This is a genomic window from Phytohabitans kaempferiae, from assembly GCF_042433955.1.
Lineage (GTDB): Bacteria > Actinomycetota > Actinomycetes > Mycobacteriales > Micromonosporaceae > Phytohabitans > Phytohabitans kaempferiae.
On the sequence record NZ_JBHLUH010000004.1, the window covers coordinates 388,076 to 401,153 of the forward strand.

The window sequence follows — 13,078 nt, forward strand, 5'->3', positions numbered from 1 at the left end:
AAGGTCAAGTATGTACCTGTCGTATTTCGCGTCCGCCACCCCGGGCTTGAAATTGCTGTTGTCACGAGGACCAGTGTCGGGCAGCCTGAGCTGCGTCATCCTGCGCTACTTCAACGTCGCCGCGGCCTGGGCCGGTGCTGCCGACAGGCCCCACCGGCGTACCGGCACCGGTGCGATCGCCGCCGACTGGCGGACGGCCGCCGTGGTGTGTTGGTCAATCGTCGCCAGTCAGGACCTCAATCTCCTGGCACTGTTACGTTTGGGCAATCCGCGCTACGAGACCACCGTGGTCGGCAGGAGGCCGGCGATCATGGGTTCTTCCGGGGCTCCTGTCGGCAACGCCGTAGACCTGCGGCTGAACGTGCTCTGGGCGGGGCCTGTGTTCATGATTGAGGGGTGCTGGGCGGGTCGGGGTCGAGGCCGTGGGCTGTGAGGATTTCGTGGATCGTGCGGCTTTTGGCGCGTTGTTTGGCCGTGGCCAGCTCTTCTGGCGAAAGTTTGGGGCGGACGAGGAGGTCCCTGACGGCGCGGTGTTGGGTGAAGTTGGCGGTGTCGCGGAACAGGCTGTCGCTGCTTGCTTCGAGCAGTTCCGCGGCGAGGGGCCAGTTGTCCTGGCAGGCGGCCGCGTAGGCCAGGGCGAAGACGATGTCAGCGTCGGCGCGGCGACCTTCGGCCTCGGCGCGGCGGCGGGCACGGTCGAGGGTGGGTAGGTGGTCTTCGCCGTGCGCGATCATCGTGAGTGCGGTGTCGAACATCGTCAGCCAGTTCTCCCGCAGGCCGCTGCGGTGAACATTGTCGATCTGGATGTCCATCAGCCGCCGTAGGCGGGGGCCGTCGCGCTCCAGGAGCGCTTTCATGAACGCCGCCCAGATGCAGATGTAGCGGTCGTAGCCGTGCCCCGGCGAGTCCGTCAATGCCTGAACTTCGGCGGAGACCTCGTCGGGCCGGTCGGCCCAGAGCAGCGCCACGGCTCGGAACGCGCGTACCAGGCGGTCGAGCGCACGACCGCCGGCGTCGTACGCGTGAGGATAGATCGCGTCGAAGCCCGCGACGGCGCGGTCGGGTCTGGTGATGGCGGCGAGTGAGCGGTACATGCCCGCGATGACGGCGGCGGCCGGATCATCCACGTCGGAAGCGAGCGCGACGGCGGCGTGGGCCGCGTCGGCCATCTTCCTGGGATCGCCCGAGCCGAGGCCGAGGTCGGCTTCGAGGATGTGCAGCCATAGCCGGTCACGCGGTGCGAGAGCTAATGGGCGCAGCATGTCGGCCCAACGTAGCCCTTCGGCGTAGGAGGCCGCGTTGCGCCACAGGGTGCTCAGGCCGATCATGATGTCGACGGCGTCCACGTACGCGCTGCCGGCCACGCTGGCCTCGAACGCGAGCCGGACGTTCGCGATGTCGTCGCGGTTGCGTGCGGCGCCCTCGGCCGACAGCCAGGCGTGCACCCGGGACTGCGCGGTGACCCGCGTGACGACGTGCTGACGCACCGCCTCGACCAGCCCGGGGCGACTGCCGGCGGTGTCCATGCGTTGTGCGGCGTAGAGGCGGATCGTCTCCAGCAGGCGGTAGCGGCCCTCGTCGTGCACGACGAGGTTCTTCGCGACGAGGTCGCCGAGCGTGTTCGTAGCGGCGACCGGATCCGTCGTGGTCCCGCCGAGCCGGGCGGTGGCGACCGCGGTCGCGGCTGGAAGGTCGAAGCTGGCCGGGAAGATCCCGAGCCGGTCGAAGAGGTCCCGGGCGGGCTCGGCCAGTAGCTGGTGGCTCCACTGGAGTGTGCCGACGAGGGTCGCGTGCCGGGCACCGGCGCGGGGCCGGCCGCCGACGAGCAGACCAAGCCGGTCGTCGAGGCGTGCCAACAGGTCAGCCAGCGTCAGATGGCGCAGTTGGGCGGCTGCCAACTCGATCGCCAGTGGGAGGCCGTCGAGCCGGTCACAGAGCTCGACCACACTGGGATCGGCCGGATCGAGCCGAGGACGCCGGGAGGCTGCTTCCGCACGGGTCACGAAGAGGGTCGCGGCGTCGGGGCCCAGAGAGCCCAACGGGTGGACGGCCTCGCCGTCGATGCCGAGCGGCTCGCGGCTGGTCGCCAGCAGCTGGGCCGCAGGGTTCGCGTCAAGCAACCGGTCAGCGAGAACCGCGACGCCGTCGAGCAGATGCTCGCAGTTGTCCAGGACGAGGGTGAGTGGCCGGGCGGCGAGGCTCGCGACGAGCAGGCCGGGGTCATCGGCCGCGGCGCCCTCGACGCTGGTGGCTTCGGCAACCGCACGGATGATCTCGCCGGGCCCCCGCACCGCGGCCAACTCCACGAACGCCACGTCGGGCATGCTCCGGGCGACCTCGATTCCGAGGGTGGACTTGCCCGCGCCGCCAGGTCCGGTGATCGTGACCAGGCGATGCCCACTCAGCAGCTCGCGGAGCGCGTCGATGTCGGCGCGCCGGCCGATAAGGGGGGTACGGGCGGATGGAAGGCGCCCAGCGGCCGTCCACAGTGGTGTGACTTCCTCCCGGACGGTGCCGACGAACCGGTAGCCGCGGCCTCTCTCCGTGCGGATCAACGCCTGGGTGGCCCCGTCGTCACCGACCGCGGCCCGCACCGACCTCAGGCGGGAGGCCAACGCCGACTCGGTGACGAATCGGCTGCCCCACACCGTGTCGAGCAGTTCCTCCTTGGGCACCAGCCGATCCCGGTTGGCGATCAGGTGGGCCAGCACGTCGAAAACCTGCGGCTCGAGATGGACTACCGTGCCATGTGCCCGCAGTTCCCGTGCCCGGGTGTCGAGCCCGAAACTGCCGAATCGGTAAACCACCACGCGCGGGAGCCTAGCCACCGGGCCGGCGAGCACGAGCCTCCGGTAACAAACCGGACAGTTCCGGCCAGCCCGCTCCGGGTCCATATAACCAGACATTCGGGGCAGGCCGCGCTCCCCGTCTCGGAGACCCGCGGCCCGGCGCTGTTTGTCGAAGCGGCTCTGCAAGATCTCTCCACGTTCTCTCCAAGGAACAGGGCCGTCATGTCCGGCACCGTGACATGGCACAGAGCGTCGACGAAAGGCACACCTCCTGATGAGCAGGATCCTGTTCAGGCTGCTGGAGACCTACCCGCCTGCCCAGCATGCGGGGCGGCTCGTGCTCGCACTGCCGCACTGCTCCACGCACCCGACCCACACCACAGCCCTACGGCCTCGTGCCGATGGCATGCGCCGTGTGCGGCCAACCAGGCCAGCAGAGGCGTCGACGGTGAACCAGCGTCGCAGCGAGGGCACAACACAACCTTGGTGTAGTCGCTGACTGCGGCAAGGGCGGGTACGGCGGCCTGCCGGTGTGGCCGCCTGGGGATCAGTTTCTTTGGGGGTTTGCGTGCAGGTCAGGCTTCTTGGTCCGGTTGATGTGACTGTGGCTGGTGTCGCGCGGCCGGTACCCGGCCTGCGCCGCAAGGGAGTGCTCGCTGTCCTGGCGTTGCACGCCGGCACGATCGTGAGTGTCGACCGGCTGGTACACGCCATTTGGGACGAGCGTCCGCCGGCGACGGCGCTGAACACGCTCCAGCGGCACGTGTCATACCTACGCCACGTCTTCGGTAGGCGGGACGCCATCGTGGCCCGTTCACCCGGCTACGTCCTGGAACTCGGCTCCGAGGCGACGGACGCCGCAGTGGCCGAACGCCTGGTCCGGCAGGCGCGGCAGTCGAAGGACTGGAGCGCGAACACCGCTCGGCTCCGGGCCGCGCTGGCGCTGTGGCGCGGTCCGGCGCTGGTGGACGTCGCCGGTCTGCGATGGATGGAGGAACAGTCGCGACGCCTTACGTTGCTTGAGGTGGAGGCCTGGCACGCGCTGGTCGAGGCCCGCCTGGCGCTGGGCGAGCATGTCGAACTGGTGCCGGAGCTTCAGCGCCTCACCGCCGAGCAGCCCTACCACGAGAATGTGCACGCACAGTTGATGCTGGCCCTCTACCGCGCCGGGCGACAGGCCGACGCGCTCGACGTGTACCAGGTGCTGCGGCGGGCGCTGCGCGAGGACCTGGGGATCGAGCCGAGCGCCGCATTGCAGGATCTCCAAACCAACATCCTGCGGCAGGACCCGACTCTCGATCCGCCGGGACAGGCGGTGACCGTGGGCCGAACGGCGTCGAAAGCCACCGTGCCGTCGCAACTCCCGCTCGCGGTGCGGACGTTCGTCGGCCGGGACGCGGAACTGGCCCGCCTGGACGCCATCCTGACCGATACCGAACGGAAGCAGCCGGCCCACCCAGCGGCGGTGGTCATCTCGGCGCTGTCCGTGACCGCTGGAATCGGCAAGACCGCGCTCGCCCTGCACTGGGCCCACCGCGTCACCGCCCAGTTCCCCGACGGCCAGCTCTACGTCAACCTGCGCGGGTTCGACGCGGGAGGTTCGGTCCTCGACCCGGCGGCGGCGTTGCGTTCGTTCCTGGACGCGCTCGGCGTGCCGGCTCAGCGGATCCCGGCGACCCTGGACGACCAGGCGAGCCTCTACCGCAGTCTGCTGGCCGGCAAACGGGTCCTGGTGGTTTTGGACAATGCCCGGGACGTCGCGCAGATCCGCCCGCTTCTGCCTGGCTCCGGCGGATCTGTGGTGGTCGTGACCAGCCGGAGGCAGCTCACGGCGCTGGTCGCGACCGAGGGGGCGCACCCGCTGACCCTGGATCTGCTGGCCCCCGCCCAGGCGCGCGACCTGCTGGCGGCCCGGATCGGCAAGGATCGGGTGGAGGCCGAGCCAGCGGCGGTCGACGAAATCATCGAGCGCTGTGCCCGGCTGCCCCTCGCGCTGGCCCTCGCCGCCGCCCGCGCCGCGACGCGCCCCCACCTCCCGCTGTCCGGGCTGGCCGCCGAGCTGCGCGACGCCGGCGCACTCGCACCTCTCGACCACGGCGACGCCACCACCGACCTGCGCGCCGTGTTCTCGTGGTCCTACAGCGCGCTCAGCCCGGAAGCGGCGTACCTGTTCCGCCTGCTTGGCCTGGTCCGCGGGCCGGACGCCACCGCGGAGGCCGCCGCCAGCCTCGCCGGTATGCCGCTGGCGCGGGTCCGCCCGCTACTGACCGAGCTGACCAACGTAAACCTGCTGGCCGAACACGCGCCGGGCCGGTACACATTCCACGACCTTCTGCGGGCGTACGCGGCGGAGCGGGCCGACCAGCTCGACGACAACCAGACCCGGCGGGCGGCGGTCCATCGGATGCTCGACCACTACCTACACACGGCACACACCGCCGCTCAGCTTCTGGACCCGCACCTGGTCCCCATCTATCCGGCACCGGTCCAGCCACGCGTCACCGTCCAGCAGCACGAAAACCACGACGCCGCGCTCTCCTGGTTCGCCGCCGAGCACACGCCGCTCCTCGCCGCCATCGAGCACGCCGCCGAGATCGGCTTCGAGCAGCATCCATGGCAGCTCGCCTCGACCGTGAGCACTTTCCTGCTGCGCCAGGGCTTGTGGCAGCAGCACGAGCAGGCGCACAACACCGCCCTGGCCGCCGCGCGGCGGCTCGGCCACCGCACCGGTCAGGCTCACGCCCTCTTCGGCCTCGGTATCGGCAACGCCCGGTCCGGACGCTTCGAGGAGGCCCACCCGCAACTGAGGCAGGCCCTTGACCTGTTCGAGCAGTTGGACGACCGGCTCGGAGCGGCTGTCGTGCTGGAGACCCTGGCCTGGATAGCGGAGCGGCGAAACCGGCACGCCGACGCGCTCCGCGACGTTAGCCGGGCGTTGAGCCTCGTGGAGAACACGAGCCATCGCGGCCACCAGGCCAGGTTCCTCAACGACCTCGGCTGGTTTCACAGCCTGCTCGGCGACCACAACCAGGCGGTCGCCCACTGCGAGAAGGCGCTCATGATCTGCCAGGAGCTGGGCGATGTGAACTGTCAGGCCGCGACCTGGGACAGCCTCGGCTACGCCCACCGCCAGCTGCGCGACTACCCGCTGGCCATCAGCTGCTACCAGCAGGCCGTCGACCTGTACCGGGAGCTCGCGGACGCGTACAACCAGGCGATTACGCTCGCCGACTTCGGCGACACCCACCAGGACGCGGGCGACGCCGACGCGGCCCAGCTCGCCTGGCGCGAGGCCCTGCGCATCCTCACCCAGATCGATCACCCCGACGCCGACGACGTACGCGCCCGGCTCGACCGGAAGCCCGCACCGGAACCGGCATGAGACAGCCGCGCTTTCAGCGCCATGTCAGCCGCGCGTCAGGCCGGGAGGCGATGGTGGCGCCACCGATACATCGAAATCGATGTAGCAGCTTCCACCTCCCCGGAGTCGCTATGAAGCCACACATCCGCCGTACGAAGACGCTCGCGCTCACCGCCTTCTGCGGCCTGATCGCCGGCGCGACACTGACGTCGACGCCGGCACGGGCCGCCGCTCTCTTCTCCGACGATTTCGAACAGCCCACCGTCAACGTCTGGCTCACCGGTGGCGGCGGCAGTTGGTCGGTCACCGCCGACGGCTCGAAGGTATTCACTCAGGCGAGCACGACCGCAGACACGCTCGCCAGCGCCGGATCCGGCTCCGGGTCGGGCACGCTGGTCTCCGCGCGCGCGAAGGCCACCAGCGCGCTCTCCCCCGACAACCTGGTCAGCCTCGCGGGCAAGGTCTCCGACCCCAGCAACCTCTACTACGTGGGGTTCCGCGGCCCGAACCTGGAGATCGGCCAGCGGAAGTGGGGCCAGAACGTGGTGCTCGCGTCGACACCCTTCGCCGCGAGCGCCGGAAGCTGGTACACGCTCAGCCTGAGCTTCCTGGAGTCAGGCAAGGTCACCGGAAGGGCGACCGGCCCAGGCGATGCCAGCGCCACCGTCAGCGCGGCCGATCCGGGCGGCACCCGCTCCGGCGACCGGGTCGGCTTCTACACCGAAAGCGCGAGCGCGTCGTTCGACGACATCCGCCTCCGTGACGAACTACCGCCCCCGACACCACCCACCGGACCGTGCCCGGTCAAGGTCGCCATCAAACCCGTCGTCGTCACCGCGGCGACCACCTTCGCGACGTTCAGCCTGACGAACCTCTCCCCGGCGAGCATCGCTCCACCATGGACGATGACGTGGCGGTTCCCCAACGGTCAGCTGGTCGGCCCCTTCTTCAACGCCAACTTCCACCAGATCGGCCCGGTGGTCACCGTGACCAGCGTGCCCTGGTTCCCCGCCATACCGCCGGGCACGACGACCGCACTCACGGTCGGATTCCACATCGCGAACCCACTGGAGGCGCCGAGCGAGGTCACCTTCAACGGGCACACCAACTGCGCCGTCACGCTCTCCTAGACGCACCCGGTTTCAGCGGGGTTTCAGGGCCGGTCCAGGGCCCTGCTGGACATTGACAGACGGCGACAGCCACACGAAACCCGAAGGGTGAACCAATGCGACCACATCTACGCGTACCGCGCCGGTCGAGCCTCTGGCTCGCGCTCGTCGTACCAATCCTGGCGGTGCTCGCCCTGGCGCCGGCACCGGCGGGAGCGACCACCGCCACGCCCGGTCCGGCCCCGACCGCCCCACAGAACCTGCGGGCGGTGCAGGAAGACGGCGTCTTCGCCGGCATCGCCTGGGACCGGTCGACCTTCCAGGCCGGCCCGTTCTGGTACCACGTCCACGCCAGGGGCCCGGGCTTCAGCGGTTCGGGGCCGATCTGGAACAACATGTTCCAGACCACCATCACAGTGGGCGAGCTGGTCGAGCTGGCGTACCTGGAACCCGGGTTCACGTACACCTTCACGATCGTGGCCGTCGGCCACAGCGGTGGAGTCAACCGACCCTCGGAGCCGAGTAACGCCCTGACCGTGACGATCCCCGCCGACTACTGGCAATAGCCCTCACACACCAGATCGGCCCGCCGCCACATCGCGGCGGGCCGATCGTCCTTCTCCGATCGCCGTGAACTCAAACCCCGGCACGTGGAAATACAGATGTGACAGCCGCGCGAGGAGGGAGGTTGGTCGTTGCTGGCCGCGTCGCGCACCGAGGTGGAGCTGTTCGCGGCTCTCGACGACCGCCATGCGGCGCAGGTGGCCTTGACCGGCGCTCGCCAGGCCCCTAGATTCCGGCAGGGAACCAAGCATTTGCTTGGCAGAGGTTCTTGACCTACCGGAGGTCGCCATGGCGCGCGAGTACCTGGGCCACATTCTGCGGGACCGGCTCGATGAGAAGATCGTGCCATCACGTACCGCCCTGCTGGTCGTCGACATGCAAAACGACTTCGTCCACGACGACGGCCACTGCGCGAAGTCATTCGGCCTGCCGATGGTCAGCGGCTTCCAGAGCGTGATCGGACCCATCGCTCAACTCGTAGATACCGCGCGGGCCGCCGATGTGCAGGTGATCTACACCAAAGTGGTCCAGTTGCCTGACGGCTCACTCGCCTCGCCGCTCTGGCTCGCCGACAACCTGCGCTACGGCTTCGAGCCGTTGCAGTGCATGCAGGGCACCTGGGGCTGGGAGATCCTCGACGACCTTGCGCCGCAGCCCGGCGACCTCGTGGTGGAGAAGACCCGGCGCAGCGCGTTTCAGGGCACCAACTTGGAGAACCTGCTGCGCGCCCGAGGCATCGAGTCACTCGTCGCGACCGGCGTCGCCGGCTCGGGCTGCGTCCTGTCGACAGTGCGGGACGCCATCGAACGGGACTACTTCACCATCGTGCCGAAGGACTGCATCGCCGACAACAACGCCGAACTGACGCGGGCGTGCTACCCGGCGTTCCAGGCGCTGCTCGCGCCGGAGGATTTCACCACCCTGGCTGACGTGGCCGCGGTTTGGCAGAAGCAGCCGGCAGCCGACGCGGCGTAGCGGTTCACCGACCACGCCCGATGCATCATCGTCGGCGCGTTCACAATCGATGAGAGGCGCTGCGGCTTCAGCGCATCGAGGCATGTTCTGAGACCGGGGAGGCTGGACGTGAGCCATCGACCCTTGTTGAGACCAGCGCGATCGGCGGTTCATGCCCTCATCTTCCTGACTCTGCTGCTTGACCCGATAATCGTCGGCTGGCTCTTGTTCACGCCACGGCCGCTCGGCGAGACGATGGTCGCCGCAGCAGTCTCGCTCGCGATCCTGCCCTTGCTGGCGGCGATCAAGGTGGCGTTGGACATCGCCATATCAGGTCGGGCGCCCTACGACGAGTTCGACAATCTTCACTACTCTCGTCTCCTGCGCAACCATCGGGCGGCGCAGAACGCCCCGCGGCATGGACGCCGGTGGTGGTGGTAACGGCGCCTGAGGCTGGAACGAGCCGCCCAGACAGCCGGTCGGCGTCGGGGCGTCGACAGTGACGTGCGCGCAGTCGCGGTTGGAACGTGCTGACCGTGCGCCCCGGGCCCGCTGGATCGGGACGCACGGCCGACGACTCGCTGAAGCTCAGACGCAGCCCCAACGCTCCTGAACCTGGATCGTGACCTGGACGCTCTGCGTCTCCGTCCCGTCTGACGCCGTCAGCTCCGGCCGGTACACCCCAAACGGCAGCGGCGGCAGGGTCATCGCGATCAGATTGAGCGCGACATGGCCGTCGCTTGAGCCCGGTGGAATCGGTGCGTGCGGCAGGCTCGTCGTCGTGCCGGCGGGCAGGTTCCGTGCTCCGACCTCGATGGGCGCCGACCACTCCCCGTCGATAGTGATCCAGAAGTACGTCCACCATGACTCGCCGGCCGGGATGCAGATGCGCTGTCCGATGTTCGTCAACTGCCAGGTGGACGCCGACGTCGTGGCACCTGCCGCGGCGGCCGGCTGGCTGCCGATCAGCACAAGCGCCAGTGCGGTGACCAGCCCGAGCGCCAGCCGGGCGATGCTGAGAGTCGATCGCAACGAAGCCTCCAAAACTCGTTCGGCGGGCGGCCCCGCCAGCGGGGCGGGGCAACGAGGTGGGCGTCCGTGGCCAGCCGCGCGGCCGCGCCTTGGCGCGGGCCGGCGAGGACTTCCGGGACATGTCGGTGCGAGTGGGGAAGGCTGATCGATACCCCGACCAAGTGCATCGCATCGGCCTCAGTGAATCGGAGTATTACAGCAGGAATTCGGGCTCGTCAACTCTGTTCCGAAAGTCTTCCGGAGGAGTGTTTGCGAGCTGGAGTCCTCCTAGCGCGCCCTACGTGCTAGTTCGTCGCTCCACCCCCAGTTGAGCAGGCGAAACACTGAACCCGTCTTGGTGGCATCCATCTAATTCTCCGGAAGTTTTCTGAAAGTCGATGGTCTATCTAGCCACTCGATCGCGCACAGCTTCTCGATCATCAGCCCGCACATCCGCCGTGGCCTGGGCATATATCCGAACGAGCGCGCCACGACTTCCGGCATGTTTCCGGGAAGTATTGACAATATGAAGCGCCTGGGCCAATACTGACGCCGTCGACGGACCTCGACCACCGTCGATCCAGGCGCCCACTGGCCTTGCGCCGGAGTCGTCGCCCCACACGACGACCAGCCACCCCGGCCGCGCCGCAGCACGCGGCAACCCGCCGGGTCGCGTCCCGCCGCCTGGGACCCCACGCTCCTCAGAAGGAGGAAGCACGCTGATGAACGACCTGAACCACAGCCCCGCTAGACCGGGGAGGCGCGGCCGCATGCGGCTGCTCCTCGGCGCCGCGTGCGCCGCGGTGCTGGCCGCCGGCGGCACGGTGATGGCCACCAACGCGTACGCCGAGGCCGACCGGACCGTCAGCTCGAACGCCACGGGCACGCACAACGGGTTCTACTTCTCGTTCTGGAAGGACAGTGGCAACGCCAGCATGACGCTGCGCGCCGACGGCCGGTACTCCAGCCAGTGGGGTAGCGGCACCAACAACTGGGTCGGCGGCAAGGGCTGGGCCACCGGTACCCGAAGGACGATCAGCTACTCGGGCTCCTACAACCCGAACGGCAACAGCTACCTCGCTCTGTACGGCTGGACCCGGAACCCGCTGATCGAGTACTACGTCGTGGAGAACTTCGGCACCTACAACCCGAGCAGCGGCGCCACCCGGATGGGCTCGGTCACCACCGACGGCGGCACCTACGACATCTACCGCAGCCAGCGGGTCAACCAGCCGTCGATCGACGGGACCGCCACGTTCTACCAGTTCTGGAGCGTCCGGCAGAGCAAGCGCACCGGTGGCACCATCACCACCGCCAACCACTTCGACGCCTGGGCCCGCGCCGGCCTGAACCTCGGCACCAACCACAGCTACCAGGTCATGGCCACCGAGGGCTACCAGAGCAGCGGCAGTTCCGACATCACCGTCCGGGAAGGCGGCGGCAGCAACCCGGGCCCCGGACCCACCACCGGCAACCCCGGAAACCCCGGCGGCGGCAACTGCACCGCGACGCTCTCCGCCGGCCAGCAGTTCGGCGACCGGTTCAACCTCAACGTCGCGGTCAGCGGGACCAACAACTGGGTCGTCAGCCTCAACCTGAACGGCGGACAGAGCCTGCAGAACAGCTGGAGTGCTTCCGTCAGCGGCACGACCGGAACCATCACCGCCCGACCGAACGGCAGTGGCAACAACTTCGGGGTAACGATCATGGCCAACGGCAACTGGACCTGGCCGACGGTCACCTGCCGAACAGGCTGACCCGACCAACTCTGATCAACGCGTTTGTGGCGCGGCGGCCTCGGCCGCCGCGCCACACTCATGCTGCGAGACAACCTGGTCCGAAAATGACCAGTCCAGGCATGCGGCAACCTCCGGGACTCTTCCCTGGGAAAGCTGGCCGGACGAGGAAGCCAAGCGCACCGAACTCACCACCTGGCTGATCCGGTACGCCCCCAGCCGCCTACGGGCCTACGGCGTCGACGAGGAACTGCTTCACCGGATACGGTTACTCGACCTCGACGGCGCCGCACGCTGGCTGGACCCACATTGGCCCGACCGCGGCCGCTGAGGCCCTCCGACCGGTCACGCTCGTGACCAAAGCGGCGCGAGTGGGAAGTGCTCCCTCAGATCCCTGCGGGCGCGGGCGAAAACCCGTGCAGCTCGCGGGTAGGAGTGTGCGACCATGCCGGGATGGCTGCACCGGAGGGTTTCAAGTACACGGTCCGCGCGGATGGGTCGGTGCTCATCTGGCACCGAGGCCGTGCGGTGACGACGGTGCGCGGCGGGCGTGCGGCAGCCTTCCTGGCCCAGGTGGAGGAGGATGACCCGCAGATGGTCATGGCTCGCTGGACCGGTCAGTATCGGCACGGCAACGAGCGCACGGCCAAGAATCATCCGCGCAACGCCCGCGGCTGACTGCCGACCTGAGGACAAGTACGACGACCCATCAGACAAAGGACCGCCCGACCATGGCAACGATCCAAGTCGTACGCGGAGACATCCGCCGGGAGACCGTCGACGCCATCGTGACCGCGGCGAACAGCTCGTTGCAAGGCGGTGGCGGGGTGGACGGGGCCATCCACCGCGCCGCCGGGCCCACGGCTGGCGTTCGCCGGCCGTGACATCGCCCCGTGCAAGCCCGGAGATGCCAAGGCGACGCCCGCGTTCGACCTCGACCCTCCGGTGCGGTACGTGATCCACACGGTCGGGCCGGTCTGGCGGGGCGGCGAGCAGGGCGAGCCGGAGACGCTTGCATCCTGTTACCGCCGCTGCCTCACCGTGGCCGACGGGCTCGGCGTAGGCAGCATCGCCTTTCCCGCCATCTCGACCGGCATCTACGGATTCCCCCAGGACAGGGCGGCGCGGATCGCGGTGAGCACCTTGCGCGACACACCAACCGATGTGACGCTGATCCGGCTTGTAGCGTTCGATCAAGGCACGTACGGCGTACTCGCCGCCGAGCTTGGTGACTAGCGAAGGCGGCCAGCGGCTCCCCGTACCGTCCGAGAGCCCGAGCGACCGCGTTGAATTCCGCGCCGGGATCGAGTTTCAACAACTCGGCACTGCGCCACAGCAGCGCAAGAACGACGACCACGTCGCGGGGATCCCCATTGGCAGCCATCAGGGCCGTCGCGCGGAGCCCGGCCCGCAGATACCGTGGCGTCGCCTGTCGCACGGCAAGCGCGGCAGCTCGTTGCGCATACGGACTCAGCACCGTCTCCCCCACGGCCGCCACCGATCGTGCAGCCGCCTCAATTGCCGGCCCGTCACTGAGTGCCTCGACAAGACCGG

General features: G+C 68.8%; 10 protein-coding genes and 1 pseudogene. 9 read left to right on the forward strand and 2 right to left on the reverse strand.

Annotated features, from left to right (window positions below; genetic code table 11):
- Window positions 1-10 precede the first annotated feature (10 nt).
- On the forward strand, window positions 11-433 hold the full coding sequence (locus ACFFIA_RS03060; protein WP_377244867.1) for a hypothetical protein: 423 nt from the start codon (window positions 11-13) through the stop codon (window positions 431-433).
- Here the strand turns inward: ACFFIA_RS03060 and ACFFIA_RS03065 are convergent.
- On the reverse strand, window positions 384-2,810 hold the full coding sequence (locus ACFFIA_RS03065) for an ATP-binding protein (protein ID WP_377244870.1): 2,427 nt from the start codon (window positions 2,808-2,810) through the stop codon (window positions 384-386). The two genes, ACFFIA_RS03060 and ACFFIA_RS03065, sit on opposite strands and share 50 nt — an antisense overlap.
- Window positions 2,811-3,393: 583 nt before the next feature.
- Here ACFFIA_RS03065 and ACFFIA_RS03070 point away from each other — a divergent pair.
- The 5 genes from ACFFIA_RS03070 (at window position 3,394) to ACFFIA_RS03090 (ending at window position 9,218) form a co-directional block, all read left to right on the forward strand.
- Window positions 3,394-6,171 (forward strand): AfsR/SARP family transcriptional regulator, encoded by a 2,778-nt coding sequence (locus ACFFIA_RS03070; RefSeq protein WP_377244873.1) that lies wholly within the window; start codon window positions 3,394-3,396, stop codon window positions 6,169-6,171.
- 110 nt (window positions 6,172-6,281) lie between these two features.
- Window positions 6,282-7,280 carry a cellulose binding domain-containing protein gene (locus tag ACFFIA_RS03075; protein WP_377244876.1) on the forward strand — a complete coding sequence of 333 codons (999 nt, stop codon included), beginning with the start codon at window positions 6,282-6,284 and terminating at the stop codon, window positions 7,278-7,280.
- Window positions 7,281-7,375: 95 nt separating this feature from the next.
- Window positions 7,376-7,825: a hypothetical protein gene (locus tag ACFFIA_RS03080; protein WP_377244879.1), complete on the forward strand. Its 450-nt coding sequence runs from the start codon at window positions 7,376-7,378 to the stop codon at window positions 7,823-7,825.
- Window positions 7,826-8,111: 286 nt separating this feature from the next.
- On the forward strand, window positions 8,112-8,798 hold the full coding sequence (locus ACFFIA_RS03085) for a cysteine hydrolase family protein (protein WP_377244882.1): 687 nt from the start codon (window positions 8,112-8,114) through the stop codon (window positions 8,796-8,798).
- Window positions 8,799-8,906: 108 nt separating this feature from the next.
- Window positions 8,907-9,218: a hypothetical protein gene (locus ACFFIA_RS03090; protein WP_377244885.1), complete on the forward strand. Its 312-nt coding sequence runs from the start codon at window positions 8,907-8,909 to the stop codon at window positions 9,216-9,218.
- A 147-nt stretch (window positions 9,219-9,365) separates the two neighbouring features.
- On the opposite strand, the gene ACFFIA_RS03095 is transcribed toward ACFFIA_RS03090, so the two are convergent.
- Window positions 9,366-9,821 carry a DUF5980 family protein gene (locus ACFFIA_RS03095; RefSeq protein WP_377244888.1) on the reverse strand — a complete coding sequence of 152 codons (456 nt, stop codon included), beginning with the start codon at window positions 9,819-9,821 and terminating at the stop codon, window positions 9,366-9,368.
- Window positions 9,822-10,510: 689 nt separating this feature from the next.
- Here ACFFIA_RS03095 and ACFFIA_RS03100 point away from each other — a divergent pair.
- The 3 genes and pseudogenes from ACFFIA_RS03100 to ACFFIA_RS03110 all read left to right on the forward strand — a co-directional run bounded on the left by ACFFIA_RS03100 (window position 10,511) and on the right by ACFFIA_RS03110 (window position 12,760).
- Window positions 10,511-11,545, forward strand: coding sequence for a glycoside hydrolase family 11 protein (locus ACFFIA_RS03100; RefSeq protein WP_377244891.1), 1,035 nt, complete (start codon window positions 10,511-10,513; stop codon window positions 11,543-11,545).
- A 432-nt stretch (window positions 11,546-11,977) separates the two neighbouring features.
- A complete protein-coding gene (locus tag ACFFIA_RS03105; protein ID WP_377244894.1) occupies window positions 11,978-12,202 on the forward strand; it encodes a hypothetical protein in 225 nt (74 codons plus the stop codon).
- Between the two features lie 53 nt (window positions 12,203-12,255).
- Window positions 12,256-12,760, forward strand: a pseudogene (locus tag ACFFIA_RS03110) (O-acetyl-ADP-ribose deacetylase).
- Window positions 12,761-13,078: the final 318 nt, after the last annotated feature.

Excerpts from the sequence above, each read along its gene's own strand:
- ACFFIA_RS03060 (WP_377244867.1), top strand. The coding sequence starts at position 11 with ATGTACCTGTCGTATTTCGCGTCCGCCACCCCGGGCTTGAAATTGCTG.
- ACFFIA_RS03075 (WP_377244876.1), top strand. The coding sequence starts at position 6,282 with ATGAAGCCACACATCCGCCGTACGAAGACGCTCGCGCTCACCGCCTTC.
- ACFFIA_RS03080 (WP_377244879.1), top strand. The coding sequence starts at position 7,376 with ATGCGACCACATCTACGCGTACCGCGCCGGTCGAGCCTCTGGCTCGCG.
- ACFFIA_RS03085 (WP_377244882.1), top strand. The coding sequence starts at position 8,112 with ATGGCGCGCGAGTACCTGGGCCACATTCTGCGGGACCGGCTCGATGAG.
- ACFFIA_RS03100 (WP_377244891.1), top strand. The coding sequence starts at position 10,511 with ATGAACGACCTGAACCACAGCCCCGCTAGACCGGGGAGGCGCGGCCGC.
- ACFFIA_RS03105 (WP_377244894.1), top strand. The coding sequence starts at position 11,978 with ATGGCTGCACCGGAGGGTTTCAAGTACACGGTCCGCGCGGATGGGTCG.